At 71.2% G+C, this 23,225-nt stretch carries 16 protein-coding genes; 9 read left to right on the top strand and 7 right to left on the bottom strand.

Annotated features, from left to right (window positions below; translation table 11 throughout):
- Positions 1 to 299 precede the first annotated feature (299 nt).
- Complete coding sequence (locus ACSHXN_RS28880) at positions 300 to 1,679, top strand: hypothetical protein (protein WP_355132213.1); 1,380 nt, start codon at positions 300 to 302, stop codon at positions 1,677 to 1,679.
- A gap of 390 nt (positions 1,680 to 2,069) precedes the next feature.
- Here ACSHXN_RS28880 and ACSHXN_RS28875 read toward each other — a convergent pair whose 3' ends face one another.
- Entirely contained in the window at positions 2,070 to 3,431 is a 1,362-nt protein-coding gene (locus ACSHXN_RS28875; RefSeq protein WP_345547474.1) for a glutamine synthetase family protein, read from the bottom strand.
- A 312-nt stretch (positions 3,432 to 3,743) separates the two neighbouring features.
- On the opposite strand from ACSHXN_RS28875, the gene ACSHXN_RS28870 reads away from it, so the two are divergent.
- On the top strand, positions 3,744 to 4,925 hold the full coding sequence (locus ACSHXN_RS28870) for a globin domain-containing protein (protein ID WP_438304189.1): 1,182 nt from the start codon (positions 3,744 to 3,746) through the stop codon (positions 4,923 to 4,925).
- A gap of 52 nt (positions 4,926 to 4,977) precedes the next feature.
- Here the strand turns inward: ACSHXN_RS28870 and ACSHXN_RS28865 are convergent, their stop codons facing one another.
- Positions 4,978 to 5,415, bottom strand: coding sequence for an RrF2 family transcriptional regulator (locus tag ACSHXN_RS28865; RefSeq protein ID WP_355132211.1), 438 nt, complete (start codon positions 5,413 to 5,415; stop codon positions 4,978 to 4,980).
- A 148-nt stretch (positions 5,416 to 5,563) separates the two neighbouring features.
- On the opposite strand from ACSHXN_RS28865, the gene ACSHXN_RS28860 reads away from it, so the two are divergent.
- From ACSHXN_RS28860 to ACSHXN_RS28845, 4 genes are all read left to right on the top strand, one after another.
- Positions 5,564 to 6,232 carry a DUF3105 domain-containing protein gene (locus ACSHXN_RS28860; RefSeq protein WP_355132210.1) on the top strand — a complete coding sequence of 223 codons (669 nt, stop codon included), beginning with the start codon at positions 5,564 to 5,566 and terminating at the stop codon, positions 6,230 to 6,232.
- Positions 6,229 to 6,852, top strand: a complete 624-nt coding sequence (locus ACSHXN_RS28855) for a DUF305 domain-containing protein (RefSeq protein WP_355795450.1) — start codon at positions 6,229 to 6,231, stop codon at positions 6,850 to 6,852. Before ACSHXN_RS28860 ends, ACSHXN_RS28855 begins: the two co-directional genes overlap by 4 nt.
- 298 nt (positions 6,853 to 7,150) lie before the next feature.
- A complete protein-coding gene (locus ACSHXN_RS28850; RefSeq protein ID WP_383356665.1) occupies positions 7,151 to 9,091 on the top strand; it encodes a S53 family peptidase in 1,941 nt (646 codons plus the stop codon).
- Between the two features lie 209 nt (positions 9,092 to 9,300).
- Complete coding sequence (locus tag ACSHXN_RS28845) at positions 9,301 to 11,055, top strand: NAD+ synthase (RefSeq protein WP_356110765.1); 1,755 nt, start codon at positions 9,301 to 9,303, stop codon at positions 11,053 to 11,055.
- Between the two features lie 532 nt (positions 11,056 to 11,587).
- Here the strand turns inward: ACSHXN_RS28845 and ACSHXN_RS28840 are convergent.
- From ACSHXN_RS28840 to ACSHXN_RS28825, 4 genes are all read right to left on the bottom strand, one after another.
- Positions 11,588 to 12,805: an MFS transporter gene (locus ACSHXN_RS28840; RefSeq protein ID WP_355132205.1), complete on the bottom strand. Its 1,218-nt coding sequence runs from the start codon at positions 12,803 to 12,805 to the stop codon at positions 11,588 to 11,590.
- Positions 12,806 to 12,894: 89 nt separating this feature from the next.
- Positions 12,895 to 13,929: an endonuclease/exonuclease/phosphatase family protein gene (locus ACSHXN_RS28835; RefSeq protein ID WP_355132204.1), complete on the bottom strand. Its 1,035-nt coding sequence runs from the start codon at positions 13,927 to 13,929 to the stop codon at positions 12,895 to 12,897.
- Between the two features lie 175 nt (positions 13,930 to 14,104).
- Complete coding sequence (locus ACSHXN_RS28830) at positions 14,105 to 14,731, bottom strand: TetR/AcrR family transcriptional regulator (RefSeq protein WP_355132203.1); 627 nt, start codon at positions 14,729 to 14,731, stop codon at positions 14,105 to 14,107.
- 93 nt (positions 14,732 to 14,824) lie between these two features.
- The gene (locus tag ACSHXN_RS28825) at positions 14,825 to 16,417 is read right to left on the bottom strand and encodes an MFS transporter (RefSeq protein ID WP_355132202.1); all 1,593 of its coding nucleotides are present in this window, start codon (positions 16,415 to 16,417) and stop codon (positions 14,825 to 14,827) included.
- A 308-nt stretch (positions 16,418 to 16,725) separates the two neighbouring features.
- Between ACSHXN_RS28825 and panB the strand changes: the two genes are divergently transcribed.
- The 3 genes from panB (at position 16,726) to ACSHXN_RS28810 (ending at position 19,655) form a co-directional block, all read left to right on the top strand.
- Entirely contained in the window at positions 16,726 to 17,613 is an 888-nt protein-coding gene (gene panB / locus ACSHXN_RS28820) for a 3-methyl-2-oxobutanoate hydroxymethyltransferase (protein ID WP_356110769.1), read from the top strand.
- A 198-nt stretch (positions 17,614 to 17,811) separates the two neighbouring features.
- Positions 17,812 to 18,837 carry an ATP-binding cassette domain-containing protein gene (locus ACSHXN_RS28815; RefSeq protein WP_355132200.1) on the top strand — a complete coding sequence of 342 codons (1,026 nt, stop codon included), beginning with the start codon at positions 17,812 to 17,814 and terminating at the stop codon, positions 18,835 to 18,837.
- On the top strand, positions 18,834 to 19,655 hold the full coding sequence (locus ACSHXN_RS28810; protein ID WP_355132199.1) for an ABC transporter permease: 822 nt from the start codon (positions 18,834 to 18,836) through the stop codon (positions 19,653 to 19,655). The genes ACSHXN_RS28815 and ACSHXN_RS28810 overlap by 4 nt, the downstream gene beginning before the upstream one ends.
- Before the next feature lie 27 nt (positions 19,656 to 19,682).
- Here ACSHXN_RS28810 and ACSHXN_RS28805 read toward each other — a convergent pair whose 3' ends face one another.
- Entirely contained in the window at positions 19,683 to 22,985 is a 3,303-nt protein-coding gene (locus ACSHXN_RS28805) for an AfsR/SARP family transcriptional regulator (protein ID WP_438304181.1), read from the bottom strand.
- Positions 22,986 to 23,225: the final 240 nt, after the last annotated feature.

Raw genomic sequence — 23,225 nt, 5'->3', positions numbered from 1 at the left:
GGCCGTCGACCCAGTACTGCCCCACCGTGCCCACGATTGCGACCCAGGGCAGCCCAGGAGCCCGTCCCGCGTCAAGACCGACTCACGTGGAATCACGTCGGGTTGATGCTCGGATCCGCGGCAGCGCGCACCAGGCCGCGCAGAGGCGCGGCCGGCACGGACGCCCGCCGATGACCGACGATCGATGACCGATCACCGACGATCAACGGGTCGATTACCGATGACCGATCAGGGCTGCTGATCCTAGGATCTGATCACGCATCCGATGGGGATGCCGCTCGAGTGGGGGATGGAAACTAGTGGAACTGCGTTTCGCGCGCCGTGCCGTGGCGATGGCCGCGGTGCTCAGCGCATCGGTGGGGCTCACGCTGGCCATGGGGGCGCCGGCCCAGGCCGATGACGACCCGGTGGTGACGCTGGAACAGCCGGCTCCGGTGGCCCTCGCCCCGGCCGACATGACGGGGGTGGCGAAGACCGCCCAGCCGTACTTCGACTTCCGCACGACGGGACCGCTGGACAACCAGGCCACGCTGACGATCGACGTGACACAGCTCGCGACGATCGCCCGCGTGACCTTCTCGGACAACTGCACCGTGAAGCAGCATGTGGCCACGTGCAACGAATGGCTCTGGGACCCGGACGGGTCGAGCTCCACAGTCGGTGCCTCAACCCAGATGACGATCCGGGCCCTGCCGGGCGCCGCCATCGGGTCGACCGCCGGATACACGGTGAGCGGCACCGCCGACGGTGCGACGATCGTCGGCGGCCGGGGATCGGTGGAGATCGGCGGCCCGGCCTACAACCAGGCTCAGCCGAAGAACCTCAGCGGTGTCGCCGTGGGTTCGGCCCTCACCGTTCCGGTGCGCTTCACCAACATCGGTGACCGGCCGGCGGACTCCACGCAGGTGTTGCTGATGGCATCGCCGGGGCTGAGCTTCATCAAGCACTATGCGAACTGCATGTACAGCACGGGCTTCAGCACGCGGGAGGCGCAGGCGGCGCTGTGCACCGTCCCCGGCCAGGTGCTGCCCGGGGAAAAGGCAGCAGTGAGCCCGGCACCCAGGGTGCGGGTCGAGTCGAGCGCGTACTACACGTACCTGGACGCGCAGATCGCGCCGACCGGCGACGCCGGTCTCCAGTCACTGGCGGCCGGCCGGCAGTGGACGCAGGGCACCGGCGGCCAGCTGACGCTGAAGGTCATCACGCCGGGGACCGCGACGGACGCGCCGTCCGGCACCGTGTCGCTGCCCATGACCGGTTCCCGCGGCAACTACCGGGTGACCAGTCTCCGGGCCGACAACACGGCCGACTTCGCGGTCACCGGGGACAGCGCGACGGCAGCGCAGGGCGACACCGTGACGATGAACTTCAGCATGGTGAACAACGGCCCGGCGACGATCTTCTACCGCAGCGGCGACACCATGGAGGCCAGGTTCGTGCCACCGCCCGGCACCCACGTGGTGAGCACGTCCGCCAACTGCCGCCCGTACTACTGCTCGGGGGCCGACATCGTCACCCCGGCCGGCACGGTCGCGCACTTCTCCGTCACCTTGCAGGTGGATGAGGTCATCCCGGGCGCGCAGGGCTCGGTCTCGATGGCGTGGGGCCCGGACGACAGCTACCGTCCGCCGTTCGACCCGGACGCGGCGAACGACACCGCCGCACTGACCCTCAACTGATCCGTCACGTCCCTCACCCCGGCCGGCCTTCGCGTGCGAAGGCCGGCCGGACCATGAGCGCCGCCGTCAGCGCGACCGCGGTGAGCAGGAGACCGGCACGCCGCGCCGGACGCCGCAGGTTGCCCCGTTGACCAGCAGCGATTACCCCTAACTTTCAATCCGGGGTACCGGGCGCGCATCCACCGCTACCGCGCAGAGCGCGTCTTCGCCTCACGGGTAGCGCTACCACGCGATGGTCGACCTCGGAGGCGGATGCGGGCTCCGGCGAGCCTCTACGAGGGCGCCGATCCAACGTCGGACGGCCCGGAGACGGACCGGGGCCGGTGAGACGCCACGGGGCCGACGGTCCACGACCGTCGGCCCCACGCATCATGCGGGCGGGACACCCGCCTACAGCACCGGCAGATTCTTCCGCAGCTCGAACGCGGTCACCTCGGACCGGTACTCGTGCCACTCCGCCTGCTTGTTGCGCAGGAAGAAGTCGAAGACGTGCTCTCCCAGCGTCTCGGCGACCAGGTCGCTGCGCTGCATCAGCGTCAGCGCCTCGCCGAGGTTCTGCGGCAGGGGCTCGATGCCCATCGCGCGGCGCTCGGCGTCCGTCAGGGCCCAGACGTCGTCCTCGGCGCCCGGCGGGAGCTCGTAGCCCTCCTCGATGCCCTTCAGACCGGCGGCCAGCAGGACCGCGTAGGCCAGGTACGGGTTGGCGCCCGCGTCGATCGAGCGGACCTCGACCCGGGCCGAACCGGTCTTGCCCGGCTTGTACATCGGGACCCGGACCAGGGCCGAACGGTTGTTGTGGCCCCAGCAGATGTACGACGGCGCCTCGCCGCCCGCGCCCGCGGTGCGTTCGGAGCCGCCCCAGATGCGCTTGTAGGAGTTGACCCACTGGTTGGTGACCGCCGAGATCTCCGCGGCGTGCCGCAGCAGACCGGCGATGAAGGAGCGACCGACCTTGGAGAGCTGGTACTCGGCTCCGGACTCGTAGAACGCGTTGCGGTCGCCCTCGAAGAGGGACAGGTGCGTGTGCATGCCGGAACCCGGGTGCTCGGAGAACGGCTTCGGCATGAACGTCGCCTGCACGCCCTGCTCCAGCGCCACCTGCTTCATGACCAGGCGGAACGTCATGATGTTGTCGGCCGTGGACAGCGCGTCCGCGTACCGCAGGTCGATCTCCTGCTGACCCGGCGCGCCCTCGTGGTGGGAGAACTCCACGGAGATGCCCATCGACTCCAGCATCGTGATCGCCTGGCGGCGGAAGTCCATGCCGATGTTCTGGGGCGTGTGGTCGAAGTAGCCGGAGTTGTCGGCCGGGGTCGGGCGCGTGCCGTCGAGGGGCCGGTCCTTCAGCAGGAAGAACTCGATCTCCGGGTGGGTGTAGAAGGTGAACCCCAGGTCGGAGGTGCGGGCGAGGGCCCGCTTGAGCACGTACCGCGGATCCGCGAAGGACGGCGAGCCGTCCGGCATGAGGATGTCGCAGAACATACGGGCCGTGCCCGGGGCCTCGGCCCGCCACGGCAGGACCTGGAACGTCGACGGGTCCGGCTTGGCGATCATGTCGGACTCGTAGACCCGCGCGAACCCCTCGATCGCGGAGCCGTCAAAGCCGATGCCCTCGTCGAAGGCCTGCTCCAGTTCGGCGGGCGCCACGGCCACGGACTTGAGGAAACCCAGCACGTCCGTGAACCACAGGCGTACGAAACGGATGTCGCGCTCCTCCAACGTACGGAGCACGAACTCCTGCTGCTTGTCCATCTTCCGCTTCCCCATCCTTGCTGGTCAGGCCGCCTGCCGGTAGCACGCGAGAGGCGGTCGGGCACCTGAGCATCACACCACAACACCGTTTCGTCCGCGTTGCGGACCTTGATCGGCCGGCCGACTCCGGACCGAACACCCCGCATCCCGGCGATGTCCTGCTCTGCCGCCCATCTTGCCTGTTCGTCGGCCCATGTGTAATGGCCGACCCCTTCCCACCGCACCCCACCTTTAATTTGCATCTCAGATGCAAGTTTTATTACCGTGTCGAGTGCTCGAAGGGCCGAGCCCTCCCTCCACGAAGGAGTCCCGATGCTGTCCGAACAGTCCGCCGCCACCGTGCGCGCCACCCTCCCCGCCGTCGGCGCCTCTCTCGGGGAGATCACCGAGCGCTTCTACGACGGGCTGTTCACCGCCCATCCGGAACTGCTGCGCGACCTCTTCAACCGCGGCAATCAGGCGGCCGGCACCCAGCGCCAGGCACTGGCCGCCTCGATCGCCGCCTTCGCCGCCCATCTGGTGGAGCACCCGGACGAGCGGCCCGACGTGATGCTGAGCCGCATCGCCCACAAGCACGCGTCCCTGGGTGTGGCACCGGAGCAGTACGCGATCGTCCACCAGCACCTCTTCGCCGCCGTCACGGAGGTCCTCGGGGACGCCGTCACCCCCGAGGTCGCGGCCGCCTGGGACGAGGTCTACTGGCTGATGGCGAACGCGCTGATCGCGATCGAGAAGCGGCTGTACGGGGCGAGCGGGCAGACCGGCTGGCGGACGTGGCGGGTGGCCGGGCGCGTCGAGGAGACCGAGGACGTCGCCACCTTCCAGCTCCGTCCGGCCGACGGCGACCCCGTCCCGGACTTCCGCCCGGGCCAGTACGTCTCGGTCCGGGTCGAGCTCCCCGACGGCGCCCGGCAGATCCGCCAGTACAGCCTCTCCGCCGCGCCCGGGTCACCGCTGCGGCAGTTCAGCGTCAAGCGCGTCCGGGGCGGCGCCGCCCCGGACGGGGAGGTGTCGGCCCATCTGCACGCGCGCGTGCACGAGGGTGACGTCCTCGAGCTGTCCGCGCCGTACGGCGACCTCGCCCTGGACGCCACCGAGGCCCCGCTGCTGCTGGCCTCCGCCGGCATCGGCGTGACACCGATGATCGCCATGCTGGAGGAGCTCGCCCGCACCGGCCACGGCTCACCGGTCACCGTCGTGCACGCGGACCGCACACCCGCCGCGCATGCCCTGCGCACCGACCACGAGAGCTTCGCGGCCAAGCTGCCGGACGCCGACGTGCACTTCTGGTACGAGGAGGGCGCTCACGAATCCGCCCGCACCGGCCGTGTCGACCTCGCCACGGTGGCGGTCGCGCCGGGCACACGTGCCTACCTGTGCGGTCCGCTGCCCTTCATGCGGGCGGTGCGCACCCAGCTCCTCGACAAGGGCGTGGCGCCGGCGGACATCCACTACGAGGTGTTCGGGCCGGACCTCTGGCTCGCCCAGGGCTGACGAAGCCCTCCTCGGGCCCGGCGCCCGCGCGGCCGGACCGGCCGCGCGCCGTTCAGGAAGGCCGGGGGGAGATCCCCAGCAGCAGCGGTCCGGTCGGCGCCGCCACCACGTCCTCGACCGTCAGCGGGTCCAGCGAGGCGAAGAACGCCTCCTGGGCCCGTCGCAGCGCGCCCCGCAGCCGGCACCCGGTGTGGAGCGGGCAGGGCGTGGCACCCTCGCACTCGACCACGTCCCCGTCGCCCTCGAAGGCACGGACGACCGCACCCACCGACGCCGTACGCCCGGCGTCGGTCAGGGCGAGCCCGCCGCCCCGGCCGCGCCGGGCTTCGAGCAGCCCCATGTGCTGCAGTTCGGCGACGACCTTCGCGGCGTGCGTGTAGGGCACGTCCATGGCCGCCGCGACCTCGCGGGTCGTGGGGTTGGTGCCGCCGGTGACGGCGAGCCTCATGAGGACACGCAGTGCCAGGTCGGTGGAGCGCAACAGCCGCATGCCGCCAGCGTAAATAATGCGCATCCACGCTTCAAATTATCGGCGGAAAAGTCTCTTGTTCGGCCATTCCCGTGCCCGCCGTAGGTGAGGACTCCGCCGCCCCACTACGATCAGCCGTCCCGACCCTCCCTCCCTCAAAGGACTCCGCATGGGCTCCGCGAACAAGACCGGCTCCTCCGCCGACCGCAGGGCGCGCATAGAGGAGATGCGCCGTGCCGAGCGCGCACGCGAGCGCCGCAAGCGGATCGTCACCGTCGCCGCGAGCGTGGTCGTCGTCGCCGGTCTTGCCGTCGGCGGCGTCGTCCTGCTCCAGTCGCAGTCCGGGGACAAGGCCTCCGCGGCGAGCGACGACAAGGGTTCGGGCGGGTTCGTCACCGGTGCGGACGGTGTCAGGACCTGGAAGGGGACGCTGGGCCGCACCCACACCGGCAAGACCGTGTCCTACCCGATGGAGCCCCCGGTCGGCGGCGACCACAACCCGGTCTGGCAGAACTGCAACGGCGACGTCTACACCAAGCCCGTCAACAACATGAACGCCGTGCACTCGCTCGAGCACGGAGCGGTCTGGGTGACGTACAACAGCAAGGCGCCCAAGGCCGACGTCGACGCGCTGGCGGCCAAGGTCGGGAAGACTCCGTACACGCTGATGAGCCCCGTCGAGGACCAGAAGGACCCGATCATGCTCTCGGCCTGGGCCCACCAGCGCACGGTGAAGAGCGCGAGCGACCCGGCCGTCGACGCGTTCCTCGCCCAGTTCGTCCAGGGCTCCCAGACGCCCGAGCCGGGGGCCGCGTGCACCGGTGGGCTGGGGCAGTGAGGCACGTCGGCTGGATCGCCGGGGCCGCCGCGGCGGCGCTCGTCGCGGCCGGGGCGATCACGTACGCGGTCGCCGAGGACGCCGGGCCCGCGGCGAAAGCGCCCACCGCCGACTCCGCGGACGCGGGCTTCGCCCGGGACATGGCGGTGCACCACCAGCAGGCCGTCGAGATGTCGTACATCGTGCGCGACCGCACGAAGGACGACGAAGTGCGCCGGCTCGCCTACGACATCGCGCAGACGCAGGCCAACCAGCGCGGCATGCTCCTGGGTTGGCTCGACCTGTGGGGGCTGCCGAAGGTGTCCGCCGATCCGCCGATGACCTGGATGGGCATGGGTGACATGCCCCCCGGCGAGGACGGCGCGCTGATGCCGGGCATGGCGACGAACACCGAGATGAAGAAGCTCGGCACACTGCAGGGCAAGCAGGCCGAGATCCTCTACCTCCGGATGATGACCGACCATCACAGGGGCGGCATCCACATGGCCGAGGGCTGTGTCGCCAAGTGCACGGTGGGCGTGGAGAAGAGGCTCGCGCAGGGCATGGTCGACGCGCAGCGGTCGGAGATCGAGCTGATGGACACGATGCTCGAGGAGCGCGGCGTGAAGCCGCGCGACTAGGGCCCGCCGAACGGCGGTCCGGACCCCGGTGGACCTCTGCGGACCTGCCGGTACCGGCGGCCCCGACCCCTTCGGGCCCCCTCAAGAAGGCCGCAACACCGGGCGGTTCACCGAAATCGCCCCAAACACCCACGATTTGCTGCCACTTGAGGTCTTCTTGGCCTTTTCATTCCCCTGGCATGAACCGTTCATCGCAAGAGTGGCCTTCATCGTGTGATCCATTCACCGCGCGTTCCACGCGTGGTTCTACGCGGATCAACGACCACTACATGCGAAGAACCGCATCGCAGGGGGTTTTATGAGATCCAACCGCGCCAAGGCGCGCGCCGGCGTGAGCCTGGCAGCGACACTGCCGCTCCTCACCGGCGCACTGGCGCTCGGCATACCCGCGGCCCACGCCGCGGACAACCCCGGCCGTGACGCGCTCGCGGGCACCCGGCCCGTGTGGGCGACGGCCAAGGCGGACAAGGGCGCGACCTCCAACGGCGCCCAGGTCTCCGCCCGCGTGTACCTCGCAGGCCGCGACGCCAAGGGCCTCGCCGCGTACGCGCAGGCCGTGTCGAACCCGGCATCGCCGCTGTACGGCAAGTACCTGAGCGCCAAGCAGACGCAGCAGCGCTTCGGCGCGACCAAGGCCCAGGTGGCCGCGGTGACGTCCTGGCTGAAGGCGGCGGGGCTCCAGGTCACCTCCGTCACCGCCCACTACGTCGCCGTCACCGGCGATGTGGCCGCCGCCGAGAAGGCGTTCGGCACCCAGCTGCACAACTACGCGAAGGGCTCGAAGACCTACCGGGCACCGACGCAGTCGGCCTCCGTTCCGGAGAACCTGAAGGGTGCCGTCCTGACCGTCACCGGTCTGGACAGCGCTCCGCACAAGGCGAGCCACAAGGACGCGCTGCCCCCGCCGGACGCCGTGTTCAAGAACGCCGGGCCGTTCTCCTCGTACTACGGCTCGAACACCGCGAAGACCCTTCCCTCCGCGTACGGCACGAAGATCCCTTACGCCGTCCAGGGCTACACCGGCAAGCAGCTGCGGGCCGCGTACGGCGCCGGGAAGTACACGGGCAAGGGCGTCAGGGTGGCCATCACCGACGCGTACGCCTCGCCGACCATCGCCTACGACGCGGCCACCTACGCGAAGAAGCACGGTGACGCCGCCTACACCAGCGGCCGGCTGCACCAGGTGCTGCCGGGCACGTACACGAAGACCGAGGAGTGCGGGGCCGCCGGCTGGTACGGCGAGGAGACCCTCGACGTCGAGGCGGTGCACGCGGTCGCGCCCGCCGCCGACATCACGTACGTGGGCGCCGCGTCCTGCTACGACGACGACCTCCTCGACTCGCTCGGCAAGATCGTCGACGGTCACCTGGCCGACATCGTCTCCAACTCCTGGGGCGACATCGAGGCGAACGAGACGCCGGACGTCGCGGCCGCCTACGACCAGGTCTTCCAGTTCGGCGCGGTCGAGGGCATCGGCTTCTACTTCTCCTCCGGCGACAACGGCGACGAGGTCGCCCACACCGGTACGAAGCAGGTCGACACCCCGGCCAACTCGGCCTGGGTGACCGCTGTCGGCGGTACCTCGCTGGCCGTCGGCAAGGGCGACAAGTACCTGTGGGAGACCGGCTGGGGCACCGACAAGGCCAACCTCTCGACCGACGGCAAGAGCTGGGTGGACTTCCCCGGCGCCTACACCTCGGGCGCGGGCGGCGGCACCAGCAGGACGGTCGCGGAGCCCTTCTACCAGAAGGGCGTCGTGCCGGACGCGCTGGCCGAGGCGAACAATGCCACCGGTAACCGCGTCGTCCCCGACATCGCGGCGATCGCCGACCCCAACACCGGCTTCAAGGTCGGCCAGACGCAGACCTTCCCGGACGGGTCGCAGCAGTACAGCGAGTACCGGATCGGCGGCACCTCGCTCGCCGCGCCGGTGATCGCGGCCGTGCAGGCCCTGTCCCAGGAGGCCCGCGGCGGCAAGGCGATCGGCTTCGCCAACCCGGCGATCTACGCCAAGAGCGGGCCGAAGGTGTACCACGACGTCACGGACAACCCGACGGGCTCCGGTCTCGCCGTGGCGCGTGTCGACTTCGTCAACGGCTTCGACGCCGCGGACGGTCTCGCCACCTCGGTCCGCAGCCTCGGCAAGGACAGCTCGCTGAGCGCCGTGAAGGGGTACGACGACGTGACCGGTGTGGGCTCGCCCGCTTCCGGCTACGTCAACTCGTGGCGCCGCCACTGACCGGCGGCCTCACGCGGTCCCGCGTCGCGCCCGTCCTCCGGTGCCGGAGGGCGGGCGCGCGTGCGTCCGGGCGTCCGGGCGGTCGTGCCGGCGCCCGGCGGGCCGGGCCGCGGCCGGTTCCGCGTCCGCGACCCGGGGCGCCTGCCACGTGGGGCGCCCCACACCCCCATTGTGTCGCTCTGACGATTACTGGAGTCTAGACTGGGCCCGTGCCTCAACTACGCCTCGCCCTGAATCAGATCGACTCGACCGTCGGTGATCTCGCCGCAAACGCCGAGGCGATCCTCCGTTGGACCCGGCACTCCGCCGAACAGGGAGCGCATCTGGTGGCGTTCCCGGAGATGGCGCTGACCGGGTATCCCGTCGAAGACCTCGCCCTGCGGTCCTCCTTCGTCGAGGCCTCCCGCGCCGCGCTGAGGGACCTCGCCGCGCGCCTCGCCGCCGAGGGCTTCGGTGAGCTGCCGGTGCTCGTCGGCTACCTCGACCGCTCGGAAACGGCCCAGCCGAAGTACGGGCAGCCGGCCGGGGCCCCGCAGAACGCGGCGGCGGTACTGCACCGGGGCGAGGTGGCGCTCACCTTCGCCAAGCACCACCTGCCGAACTACGGCGTCTTCGACGAGTTCCGCTACTTCGTGCCCGGCGACACCATGCCGGTCGTGCGGCTGCACGGTGTCGACATCGCGCTCGCCATCTGCGAGGACCTGTGGCAGGACGGCGGCCGCGTACCGGCCGCGCGGTCCGCGGGGGCGGGCCTGCTGCTGTCGATCAACGCCTCGCCGTACGAGCGCGACAAGGACGACACCCGCCTGGAACTGGTGCGCAAGCGGGCGCAGGAGGCCGGCTGCACCACCGCCTACCTGGCCATGATCGGCGGTCAGGACGAGCTGGTCTTCGACGGGGACTCCATCGTCGTCGCCCCGGACGGCGAGGTGCTCGCACGGGCGCCGCAGTTCGCCGAGGGATGCGTGGTCATGGACCTCGACCTGCCGCGGGCGGAACCGGACGCGCCGGCGGGCGTGGTGGACGACGGTCTGCGCATCGACCGGCTCGTGCTGTCCGAGGAGCCGCTGCCGGCGTACGAGCCGGAGCTGACCGGCGGATACGCGGAGCGCCTCGACGACGCGGAGGAGGTCTACTCGGCCCTGGTCGTGGGTCTGCGGGCGTACGTGACGAAGAACGGCTTCCGGTCCGTCCTCATCGGTCTGTCCGGCGGTATCGACTCGGCGCTGGTCGCGGCGATCGCCTGCGACGCGATCGGCGCGGAGAACGTGTACGGCGTGTCGATGCCGTCGAAGTACTCCTCCGAGCACTCGAGGAGCGACGCGGCGGAGCTGGCACGGCGGACGGGCCTGCACTTCCGTACCGTCGCCATCGAGCCGATGTTCGCCGCCTACATGGACGCGCTGGGCCTGACCGGATTGGCGGAGGAGAACCTCCAGTCCCGGCTGCGCGGGACGCTGCTGATGGCGATCTCCAACCAGGAGGGCCACATCGTGCTGGCACCCGGCAACAAGTCGGAGCTGGCGGTGGGCTACTCGACGCTGTACGGCGACTCGGTGGGCGCGTACGGCCCGATCAAGGACGTGTACAAGACGTCGATCTTCCAGCTGGCGCGATGGCGCAACCGCGCGGCGCGGGAGCGGGGGCAGACGCCGCCCGTCCCGGAGAACTCGATCACGAAGCCGCCGAGCGCGGAGCTGCGCCCGGGCCAGGTCGACACCGACTCGCTGCCCGACTACCCGGTGCTGGACGCGATCCTCGACCTGTACGTGGACCGGGACAAGGGCGCGGACGTGATCGTGGCGGCGGGCTTCGAGCGCGACCTGGTGGTGAAGACCCTGCGCATGGTCGACACCGCGGAGTACAAGCGCCGCCAGTACCCGCCGGGCACGAAGATCTCGGCGAAGGGCTTCGGCAAGGACCGCCGCCTGCCGATCACGAACCGGTGGCGCGAGCACGCGTGACACCCCGGCGGCGCCGTCGATCCGACGGCACCGCCGGTCGAGCCGGGTTGCCGCGCCGCCCCGGTGAGGACGGGTACGGCCCCGCCGGGCCGGCACGGCGGGAGCATCGCGCCGAACAGCAGCAGCAAGCACCGGTCACGGCCCCCGCGTCCTCGGTCTCCTCGCTCGCGGTGCCCGTTGTCGCAGTGGTGCCGAAGGCCCCGTCCCGCACCTTGAGGCGCCGGTCCGGGCCGTGCTGCGCCTCCCATGCCGACATCGGCTCCACCAGCCGGTTCCCGCCGGTGACCGGGACCGGCCCCACGGCGTGGGTGGTGAGGACGACACGGGGATCGACGGCGCGGTTGAGCGCCATGAGCCTGCGCGGACCGGTGGCGCATTGCCGCGCGCCGTCCGCCCCCACCGACAGCACCCGGTGCGGCCCGGTACCGTCTTCGGTTCCGGCGGGGCCGACGGCTTCGGCCGGACCTGCCGGGGCTTCGCCCGCCGAGGAGCGAAACCCCGGTGGTGGGGGGGCTTCGGGCGGGCCGCCGAGTCAGCCGTGCACGGTCTCCGCGGGCTCCGGGACATGCGTCGCGATCACACGCCCCCGGCCGCTCAGCGGGCTCCGTCGTCGGTCCACCGCGTGGGCGACCCCCGCCACGGCCAGTCCCAGGACCGCCAGGGCCGCGCCCGCGAGGGCCGGGGACGTGACGCCGAAGCCCGCCGCGAGGGCGAGGCCCCCGATCCAGGCACCGCCCGCGTTCGCCAGGTTGAAGGCCGCCTGGTTCGCCGAGGACGCGAGGGAGGGGCCCGCGGACGCCTTCTCCATCACCATCAACTGCAGCGGTGAGCCCGTGATGAAGGCCGCCGTGCCGAGCAGCGTCACCGCCAGGGCGGCGCTCCACTGGGCACCCATGAGCAGCGGGAACAGCGACAGGACGACGACCATCGAGGTCAGGCCGCCGAACAGGGTGCCCCGCAGCGAGTGGTCCGAGAGCCGGCCGCCCACCAGGTTGCCGATCGTCGCGCCGACGCCGAACAGGGCCAGCAGCAGGGTGACGCTGGCGTCGGCGTAGCCCGCGGCGTCCGTCAGCATCGGTGTCACATAGCTGTAGGCCGAGAACAGCGCGCCGAAGCCCGCCACCGTCGTACCCAGGGCCAGCCAGACCGGCAGGGAGCGCAGGGCCACCAACTCGCCCCGCAGGCCGACGGACGGGGCGTGGGTGTGGTCCCCGGGGATCAGCAGGAACAGCGACGCGATCGCCGCCGCGCCGATCACGCTCACCCCGAGGAAGGTGGCCCGCCACCCGAGGTCCTGGCCCATCAGGGTGGCCACCGGCACACCCGCGATGTTGGCGACCGTCAGCCCGAGGAACATCAGCGAGACCGAGCGGGCCTTGCGTTCCGGCGCCACCAGGTTCGTGGCGACCACCGCCCCGACGCCGAAGAACGCGCCGTGCGGGAGACCGCTCAGGAAGCGCGCGGCCAGCAGCCAGTGGTAGTCGGGGGCGAGCGCTGACAGCGCGTTGCCCAGGACGAACAGCACCATCAGACCGATGAGGACGGTGCGGCGGGACATACGGGCCGTGACCGCGGCGAGCAGCGGCGCGCCGATCACCACGCCCAGCGCGTACGCGGACACCAGGTGCCCGGCGGCGGGGATGGATATCCGCAGGTCGTCCGCGACGTCGGGCAGCAGGCCCATCATCACGAACTCGGTCGTACCGATGCCGAAGGCGCCCACGGCGAGGGCGAGCAGGGCCAGGGGCATGAAGGGCCTTTGCCTTTCAGGAGCAGGGTTCCGTCACTTTATAAGTTCAAGTACGGAACAAAGCATGCCAGGCCCAGTATTCCGGCGGGTTACGGCGTGGTGACCTTCACACGCGCCGCGATGGGCAGGTGATCGCTGCTCGTCCGCGGCAGGGTCCACGAGCTCGTCGGTTCCACGCCCCTGACCATGATCTGGTCGATCCGCGCCATCGGGAACGACGCCGGCCAGCTGAAGCCGAACCCGCTGCCCGCCGCACCCTGGGTGGACCGCATCTGCGAGGTGACGGCGTTGAGCGAACGGTCGTTCATGGTGCCGTTGAGGTCGCCCAGCAGGATCACCCTGTCGAGCTTCTCGTCGGAGATGGCCTCACCGAGCGCGTCCGCACTGGTGTCCCGCTCCCGTGCGGTGAATCCGGCCGCCAGTTTCACCCGCACCGAGGGCATGTGGGCGACGTAGACGGCGACCCGGCCCTCCGGCGTGGTCACCGTGGCCCGCATCGCCCGTGTCCAGCCCAGCTTGATGTCCACGGGCGCGATCCCGGTCAGCGGGTACTTGCTCCACAGGCCGACCGTGCCCTGTACCGAGTGGTACTTGTACGTCGACGCCAGCGCCTGCTCGTAGACCGGCACCTCGGAAGCCTTCAGCTCCTCCAGGGCCAGCACGTCCGCGCCGGAGGCCGCCACGTCACGGGCCGTGCCGTGCGGATCGGGGTTGTCCGCGTTGACGTTGTGCGTGGCGACGGTCAGATCGCCGCCGGTGCCGGTCTTGTCGCCGAACAGGCCGCCGAAGAGGTTCAGCCACACGACGACGGGCAGCACCAGGGCGACCAGCGCGGTCGCCGACTTGCGCACCAGCCCGAGGATCAGCAGCAGCGGGATGAGGACCACGCCGAGCCAGGGCAGGAACGTCTCGGTGAGACTGCCGAGGTTCCCTATGGCGTTGGGGATCCGTGCGTGCATCACCATCACGAGCGCCAGGACGATCGCGAGGGCGGCCAGCACGATCCCGCGACGCCAGATGCCGCGGTCGTCGCGCAGGACGCGGTACACGTGCCGGAACCGGGACCCTCTGCGGTCCGGCCCCGTGCCGCCGCTGCCCGCCTCCGTCATGTACGCCTGCGCCATACGTCGCCTCACACCTTGCCGTGCACACCGTCGTCCCCGCGGTTACGACCCTAGGGGATGATCGGCTCCGTTCCTGCCGCTCCCGGACGGCCGTTCGCGGACGAGGACGGCGAAGTAGGCGTGAGAGGTTCCGGATCAGGGCACGAGTGGGGCCTTCTGTGACGAAACCCGGACACTACGACGGGGAACTGACGGGCCGTAGTCCTTCCATGACCGTGTCGACTATCTGCTCGGCGAGGCCCTCCTCCAGCTTGGCCTCCGGGCGCAGCAGGGAGCGCACGAGCATGGGTCCGACAAGGATGTCGTTCATCAGCTCGATGTCGAGGTCGTCCCGCAGCTCGCCGTTCGCCTGCCCGCGGCGCAGGACCTCCAGCCCGAGCCGCCGTCTCGGGGCGACGACGGTCGCGTGGTAGGCGGCCCAGATCTTGGGGCTGGTCTTCATCTGCGCGTACACGTTGTGCAGGATCGCGGAGGAGCGACTGGCGAGCCCGCGCTGCCGCAGGGACTCCAGGAGCACGACGAGGTCGTCACGCATCGAGGTGCCGGGCAGCACGGGGTCCGGGGGCTCGGTCGACCGCATGACGTCGACGAAGAGGTCCTCCTTGTCGCTCCACCGACGGTAGATGGTGGCCTTGCCGACGCCGGCGGTACGGGCGATGCGCTCTATGGAGAGGTCCGCGAGGGGTACGCCCTCCTCGATGAGCTTCATCACCCCTTCGACGATGGCCCGTTCGACGGCCTCGCTGCGGGGGCGCCCCCGCACGGGGCAGTCCTGCTGGGTCCGGCTCTCCGCGAGGCTCACGTTCGGCTCCGTCCTTGCTGCGCTGGGATGATTCTCCCCGTTGTACGCATGATCGGGCACTCGGCTCTCCGAGTGCCCGGTCATGACGTGCCGTCAGTGGTCGGCCGCCACCAGCTCCGGCTCCTCCTTGCCGCTCTGCGGCACGGGCGCCTTGCCGGGCAGGAACAGGGCCACGACGATCACGCCGAGCACCGCCACGCCCGCGCCGCACAGGGCCGTCACGTGCATCGCGTGCAGGAACGCGTCGTTGGCCGGCGAGACGAGGGCCTTGCCGTTGGGGCCGAGCTTCGCGGCGACTCCGAGCGTCGCCTCGATCGACTCGCCCGCGGTGTGCCGGATGCCCGCCGGGACGAGGGCGAGCTTGTCCTGGATCCCGTCGCGGTACGTGGCCGACAGGACCGAGCCGAGGACCGCGATGCCGAGCGCACCGCCGACCTGGCGGAAGGTGTTGCTGAGCGCGGACGCGGAGCCCGCCTTCTCGCGGGGCAGCGCCTGCATGATGACGACGCTGGTCGGCGTCATGATGTGCGCCATGCCGGTGCCCATGAGGAAGAAGATGACCTCGAGGATCCAGATCGGCGTGTCCGCCTGCAGGGTGGCGAACGCGGCCAGCATCGCGGCGATGATCACCATGCCGCCCGTGGTGGTGGCCCTGTTGCCGAACCGGTCGACCAGCAGCCGGGCGCGCGGCGCGAAGATCATCTGCGCGGCGGCCAGCGGCAGCATCAGCAGGCCCGTCTGCAGCGGCGAGTAGCCCCGCACGCTCTGGGTGTAGAAGACGGAGAAGAAGGTCACGCCCATCAGGGCGAAGAAGACCAGCGCGATCGCCGCGATGGCGGCGGAGAAGACCTTGTTCTTGAAGTAGGTGACGTCTATGGACGGGTGGTTGCTGCGCTTCTCGAAGACCACGAAGAGCGCGAGGACGGCGACACCGGCGGCTATGGTCGCGAGCACCGTGACGTCGGTGAAGTCGGCGAGCTGGCCGCCCTTGATGATGCCGTAGACGAGCAGGACCAGGCCGACGACGGACAGGACGACGCCCACCGGGTCGATGCGGCCGGGGTTGGGGTCGCGGGAGTCGGGGACCAGCCAGATCATCAGGGCCAGGGCGATGACCACGATCGGCACGTTGATGAGGAAGACGGAGCCCCACCAGAAGTGGGCGAGGAGCAGACCACCGGTGATCGGGCCGATCGCGATGGCGAGGCCGACACCGCCCGCCCAGATGCCGATGGCCTTGGGCTGCTCGTCGCGCTCGAACACGTTCATGAGAACGGCGAGCGTGGCGGGCATGACGAAGGCCGCGCCGAGGCCCATGAGCGCACGGAAGACGATGAGCTGAGCGGGTGAACCGGACTCGGCGGCGAGCGCCGAGCCCGCACCGAACACGGCCAGACCGGCCAGCAGCATCTTCTTGCGCCCCAGGCGGTCACCCAGCAGACCCGCGGTGAACAGCAGCCCGGCGAAGACCAGGGTGTAGGCGTTGATGGCCCACTCGAGCTCGCTCTGGGTGGCGCCCAGACCGGTCGGCGCCGGAGTGGAGATCGTCTTGATGGCGACGTTCAGGATGGAGTTGTCGAGCACCACGATGAGCAGGCTGAGCATCAGCACGCCGAGGATCGCCCACCGGCGGCGGTGCACCGCCTCGGGCACACGCCGTTCCGCAGGGGCAGCAGGGGTAGTCATGGCACAGAGCGTAGGGGAATTTCGATACGGAACGGTCTCGTATCTAAAGCCTTTACGGAAACCTTAAAAAGAGACCTAGGTCCCAGGTCTCAGCACCCCCTCCCGCACCCCACGCACACCCCGCGTTCCGGGCGCCGGACGGGCCCTCCCGGGACGCGGACGCCGTCTGCCGGCGGGCCCGTCCGGCGCCGTGAGGGGGTGAGCCACCTCGCGCGCCCCGCACTAGCCGGGCGTGGCACGAGGTGCCACCATGGGGGTGGTCCGGGGACGCCGTCAGGGCGCCTCGAGATGACAGAAGGAGCGTTGCGATGACGCAGCTCACGGCTGCCCAGGGGCAGCCCCCTCAGGGTGCGCTCAAACCCTCCGACAGCAGCAAGGCGCTGTACGGAGGAAAGAGCACCCGCCGCATCACTGTCCGAGACATCTCCGCCGCCAAGGAGCGCGGCGAGAAGTGGCCCATGCTCACCGCCTACGACGCGATGACGGCGTCGGTGTTCGACGAGGCCGGTATCCCCGTGATGCTCGTCGGCGACTCCGCGGGCAACTGCCACCTCGGGTACGAGACGACGGTCCCCGTCACCCTCGACGAGATGACCATGCTGTCGGCCGCGGTGGTACGGGGCACCAAGCGCGCCCTGATCGTCGGCGACCTGCCCTTCGGCTCGTACCAGGAGGGCCCGGTGCAGGCGCTGCGCTCGGCCACCCGCCTGGTGAAGGAGGCCGGGGTCGGCGCGGTGAAGCTGGAGGGCGGCGAGCGTTCGCACGGCCAGATCGAACTGCTCGTGCAGTCCGGCATCCCCGTCATGGCGCACATCGGGCTGACCCCGCAGTCCGTCAACGCGATGGGCTACCGGGTGCAGGGCCGCGGCGAGGAGGCCGCCGCACAGCTGATGCGGGACGCCAAGGCGGTGCAGGACGCCGGTGCGTTCGCCGTCGTGCTCGAGCTGGTTCCGGCGGAGCTGGCCGCGGAGGTCACCCGTGTGCTGCACATCCCGACGGTCGGCATCGGGGCCGGACCCGACACCGACGCACAGGTGCTGGTGTGGACCGACATGCTGGGACTGACCGGCGGGCGGGTGCCGAAGTTCGTGAAGCAGTACGCGGACCTGCGCCGGGTGATGGGCGACGCGGCGAAGGCGTTCGCGGAGGACGTCACGGGCGGAACGTTCCCGCTCGACGAGCACTCGGTGCACTGAGACACCGCCCGGTGCGGTGATCGACCTGCTGCGGACCGTTCTCAGGCCGGTCACGCAGTTCCCGCGCCCTTCACGGGGCGCCCGACAGCCCGCCGATCTTCCCCCGTCGGCGGGCTGTCGGCGTCCTGTGGGCGAAGCGGCGGCGGCTGTCGGCGGCCTGTAGGCGGTTTGTCGGTGCCTGCTGGCACCGTGGTCCGCATGACACGAATCGACAACAAGCCCAGCGACGCCGCACCGGACGCGGCCGTCACCGTACGGGGGCTGGTCAAGCACTACGGCGAGACCAGGGCACTGGACGGTGTCGATCTCGATGTGCGCGAGGGCACCGTCCTCGGCGTGCTCGGTCCGAACGGCGCGGGCAAGACCACCCTGGTCCGCTGCCTGTCCACCCTCATCACCCCCGACTCCGGCCACGCCACGGTCGCCGGTTTCGACGTCGTCCGGCAGCCGCGGCAGACGCGGCGCGTGATCGGCCTCACCGGCCAGTACGCCTCGGTCGACGAGAAGCTCTCCGGCTTCGAGAACCTGTACATGATCGGCCGGCTCCTCGACCTGCCCCGCAAGGAGGCCCGGGCCCGGGCCGACGGCCTCCTGGAGCGGTTCTCCCTCACGGAGGCGGCCAAGCGCCCGGCCTCCACGTACTCCGGCGGTATGCGGCGCCGGCTGGACCTCGCCGCCTCCATGATCGGCCACCCGGCCGTCCTCTACCTCGACGAGCCGACCACCGGTCTCGACCCGCGCACCCGCAACGAGGTGTGGACCGAGGTCAAGCGGATGGTCGCCGAGGGCGCGACCGTGCTGCTCACCACCCAGTACATGGAGGAGGCCGAGCAACTGGCCTCCGAGCTGACCGTCATGGACCGCGGCAAGGTCATCGCCGGCGGCCGCATCGACGAGCTGAAGGCCCGGGTCGGCGGCCGTACGCTGCGCATCCGCCCGGCCGACCCCCGCGAACTGCACCCGACCGCCGCGGCGCTCGACGAGTTCGGCCTCACCGGTCCCGGCAGCGCGACCGTGGACACCGAGAGCGGCACCGTCCTCGTCCCCGTCCTCAGCGACGAACAGCTGACCGCGGTCGTCGGCGCGGTCACCGCCCGCGGCATCACGCTCGCCGGCATCACCACCGAACTGCCCAGCCTGGACGAGGTGTTCCTGTCGCTCACCGGCCACAAGGCCAGTGCCCCGCAGGACGCGTCCAACGCCCTTGAAGAGGTCGCCGTATGAGCTCCGCCACCCTGACCGCCCCCGCCGCCCAGGTCTCCGAGGGCCGGATCGGGCTGCGCGCCAACCTCCGCCACATCGGCGCCCTGGTCCGCCGCAACCTGCTGTGGATCCGGCAGGACCCGGAGTCGATGTTCGACGCGGTGCTGATGCCGATCGTCTTCACCCTGCTGTTCGTGTTCGTCTTCGGCGGCGCGATCGCGGGAACCCAGAACCGTGACGCCTACGTCAACTACGTGGTCCCCGGCCTGATGGCGATGATGGGCATGAACATCGCCATGGGGGTCGGGACCGGCTTCAACCAGGACTTCCAGACGGGCGTGATGGACCGCTTCCGGTCCCTGCCGATCGCCCGCTTCTCCGTACTGATCGCCAAGATCACGGTGGAGATCGGCCGCATGCTGGTCGCCACCGCGGTGCTCCTCACGGTCGGTTTCGTTCTCGGCCTGTCCGTGGCGAACGTGCCGGGGCTGTTCGCCGCCATCGGTCTGTCGATGGTGTTCGGCTTCGGCATCATGTGGATCTTCCTCACCATGGGCGTCGTGATGAAGAACGCCCAGGCCATCCAAGCGATGGGGTTCCTCGTGCTGATGCCGCTGCAGTTCGGATCGTCCATCTTCGCGCCCACGGACACCATGCCCGGCTGGCTCCAGGCCTTCACCGACTACAACCCGCTGTCGTCGCTTGCGGACGCCGCCCGGGGCCTGATGAACGGTGGACAGCCCATCGGCCACGACGTGATGGTGACGGTGCTGTGGTCGGTCGTCCTGACGGCGGTCATGGCCCCGATCGCCATCCGCAAGTTCACCACCAAGGCCTGACGTCCGGGCCACGACGGCAGGACCGCGTCACACCAGGGTGACGGCCTCCTCGTAGGGGAGGCCGTTGCCCTCCGTGTATGCGGCCTCGTACGCCGTGTCGCCCAGCAGCGCCCGGACGCGCGCCTCCGCCTCGGCGCGGATCTCACGCTCCGACGGGGCCCGGAAGTGACCGGGGGGCAGCAGCCGGTCGGCGGCGCCCAGGCACCGGGCCGCGTCCAGGGCGCGGGTCCCGCCGTCGACTTCGGTGAGCACGATCGCCGCGATGCACAGATGCACGGACGGGAGGTGCGGCGCGACCACCCGGGTCATCCGGTCCGAGGCCCGCTCGAGGGCGGTGCGCACCTTGCCCGCGGCGTCCTCGTAACGCTCCTCGACCGTGTCCAGCCAGGCCTCCAGGCCGAGCACGATGCTGTCGAAGACCACGAAGGTGACGGCGCCGAAGTCCCGGCGCAGCAGCTCGAGTTGCTCGCGGGCCTCGGTGACCCGCGCGGTGCGGCCGAGCCACATCGTCAGAAAGAGCCGGGCGGCGGGCATGGCGTCGTTGTTCGAGCCGTGGCCGTCCTCGACGACCCGGCGCAGCAGCCGCTCGCCCCGCTCGGTCTCCCCCGCGTCCAGCAGCACGCTGCCGAGACGGGCGTCGAGCACGGCCATCTGGGAGTGGGCGCCGAGCTGTTCGGCGTATGCCCGGGCGGCCTCGAAGTCGGCGGCGGCGAGCAGGAAGTCGCCGCGTCGCTCGTGGGCCTCACCGCGGGCGGACAGCGCCTCGGCGGCACCCCAGGCGTCGTCGATCCGGCGGAAGATCTCCAGTGCCTCGTCGGCGTCCCGGGTCGCGTCCCCCGCCCAGGTACTGCGGTTGGCGAGGACGTTGGCCCGCATCTGGAGGGTCTGGCCCAGCTCCCAGGTGTAGCCGAGCTCGCGGCAGGTGCGCACGGACTCGTCGATGACCTCCCGCATACGCTCGAGGTCGGCGGTGAACAGGACGGCGAAGAACCAGAGGAATCCGGGCATCCGGCAGGTCTGCGGCTGGCCCGGCCGGTAGGTCTCGCTGATGACTCTCAGCTTCTCCTTCGCCTCCGTCGTCTCCCACGCCCTGTGGTCCATGTCCATGCAGGCGAGGTGGACGAGATGGGCGCCGCGCCGGGCCTCCGCCAGGATCTCCGGGCGCATGGGCGGCGGGTTGTCGGTGCACGTCTCGGCGATGTCGGGCACTGGGCGCGCGGGCGCCGTGAAGGGGTCGGGGCCCATGGCGATGACGGCGGTGGACCAGGTGCGGGCCTCGGTGCGCTGATCGTGCATCTGCCAGTACCAGGACAGGGACAGGAGCAGGCAGAGCGCCTCGTGCTCGTCGCGGGTCGCGACGGCGCGGCGCAGGGCGGTGCGCAGGTTCTCGTACTCCAGCTCCAGCCGCTCGACCGCGGTGCGCTGGCCGGCCGCGCGCAGCAGCGGATCGGTGGTGCGGGCCAGTTCGCGGTAGTACGTGAGATGGGCGCGCTCGGCATCGGCCCGCTCGCCGGACTCGTCGAGCCGCTCGCCCGCGTACTCGGCGACGGTCTCCAGCAGCCGGTACCGCATCTCCCCGGCGCCCGAGGGCGCGGCCACCACCAGGGACTTGTCGACGAGGGAGCCGAGCACCTCCAGAGCGGCGGGCCCGCACACGGCCTCGGCCGCGGTGAGGTCGCAGCCGCCGGAGAAGACGGACAGCCGGCGCAGCACCGTGCGCTCGTCCGAGTCGAGGAGATCCCAGGACCAGTCGACGACGGCCCGCAGGGTCTGCTGCCGCGGCAGCACGGTGCGGCTGCCGGAGGTGAGCAGCCGGAAACGGTCGTCGAGCCGGTCGGCGATCTGACGCGGCGACAGCATCCGCAGCCGGGCGGCCGCCAGTTCGATGGCGAGCGGCAGGCCGTCCAGGCGCCGGCAGATCTCGGCCGTGGCCTCGGGGTCGTCCTCGACACGGAAGTCCGGCCGGGCGGCGGCGCCCCGGTCGGCGAGCAGCTTCAGCGCGTAGGGCTGCGGCAGCGGTTCGACCGGCCGCAGCGACTCCCCCGGCACGCCGAGGGGTTCCCGGCTGGTGGCGAGGACCGTCAGCCCCGGGCAGTGCTGGAGGAGGTGCTCGACGAGCCGGGCGGCGGCGTCCACCACGTGCTCGCAGTTGTCGAGGATGAGCAGCATGCGCCGCCGCGCGCAGTGCTCGGCGAGCCGGACGAGGGGATCGTCGTGGCGTTCGGCGACGGCGCGCATCTCCTCGGCACCGGCGCCGCGCAGCACCGTCTCGCGCGCCCCGACCGCGGTGAGCACGGCCTCCGGCACGGCTTGGGGGTCGTCCACCGGCGCGAGCTCCGCCAGCCACACCCCGTCCGGCGCCAGATGGGTCACCGCCTCGGCGGCCTCCTGCGACAGCCGGGTCTTCCCGGCTCCGCCGGGCCCGAGCAGCGTGACGAGCCGGGCGGCGCCGAGGTCGGCGCGCAGGGTGTTGATGTCCGCGTCCCGCCCGACGAAGGAGGTGAGGCGGGCGCGGAGGTTGCCGGGGGGCGCGGGTGCCGGGAGGACACCCGCGGGTGCGGGCGCTCGGGGATGCGGCGGGGCGTAGGACGGCTCCGGGTCCGGGGCCCGCAGCAAGTCCCCGTGCAGGGACCGCAGTTCCGGCCCCGGGTCGGAGCCCAGCCGGTCCGCGAGCAGCTGCCGTACGTCCTCGTAGGCGGCCAGGGCCTCCGCCGGGCGGCCCGCGTCGCGCAGGGCGCGCAGACGCAGCACCTGGAGCGGCTCGTCCAGGGGGTGGATGTCGCACAGGGCGGTCAGCTCGGGCAGGTACTGCTCGCCGTGCCCGAGGGCGAGGGCCGCGGTCAGGCGGGCGCGGCGCACATCGAGGCGGCGGGTCTCCCAGCGGGCCGCCTCGGCCGTGCGGTCCGGGAGGTCGGCGAGGGCGGGCCCGTGCCACAGGGCGAGGGCGTCGTCGAGGACGGCCGCCGCCTTCGCGGGGTCGCCGTCGGCCAGGGCGGCCGTGCCCTCCGTGGCGAGCCGCTCGAAGCGGTGCAGGTCGACGTCGTCCGGAGCGGCGGCCAGCCGGTAGCCGCCGTCCACCGACTCCACCGTGTCCGCTCCGAGCGTCCGCCGCAGCCGCCCCACCAGCGCCTGCAGGGCGCCGGCGGCATCGGCGGGCGGATCGTCGTCCCACACCTCGTCGACGAGGAGGGCGGCGGGTGCGGCCCGGCCGGGTCGCAGGGCGAGAACGGTCAGCAGTGCACGCAGCCGTGCTCCGCCGACCGGGACGGGGCTGCCGTCGGCGCGGAGTGCCTGGGTGGTGCCGAGAATGCGATAGCGCACGGGGTCCATTGTCTCCGGGGCCGGCGGCGGGCCGCCTCCGGGTTTCGAACCCGCGTGGAACGGGCTCCAGGACGGGTGGGCTCCTTGTGGGCCGGGAACGCGCGCACTCCCGCGCAGATCCACGACGCCGTGCGCGGACTCGACCCGGTCGTCGGCGCTCGTCGTGACCGCCGGCTCGACGACAGTCCGTCCTCGGGCAGGAACCCGGAGCAGGCCACAAGACGTTTCTCCCCTGTCACCGGTACGGTC

Source organism: Streptomyces sp. HUAS TT11 (assembly GCF_051553595.1).
GTDB lineage: Bacteria > Actinomycetota > Actinomycetes > Streptomycetales > Streptomycetaceae > Streptomyces.
The sequence above is the reverse complement of the archived record's forward strand: the minus strand, read 5'-3'. Positions and strand labels throughout refer to the sequence as shown.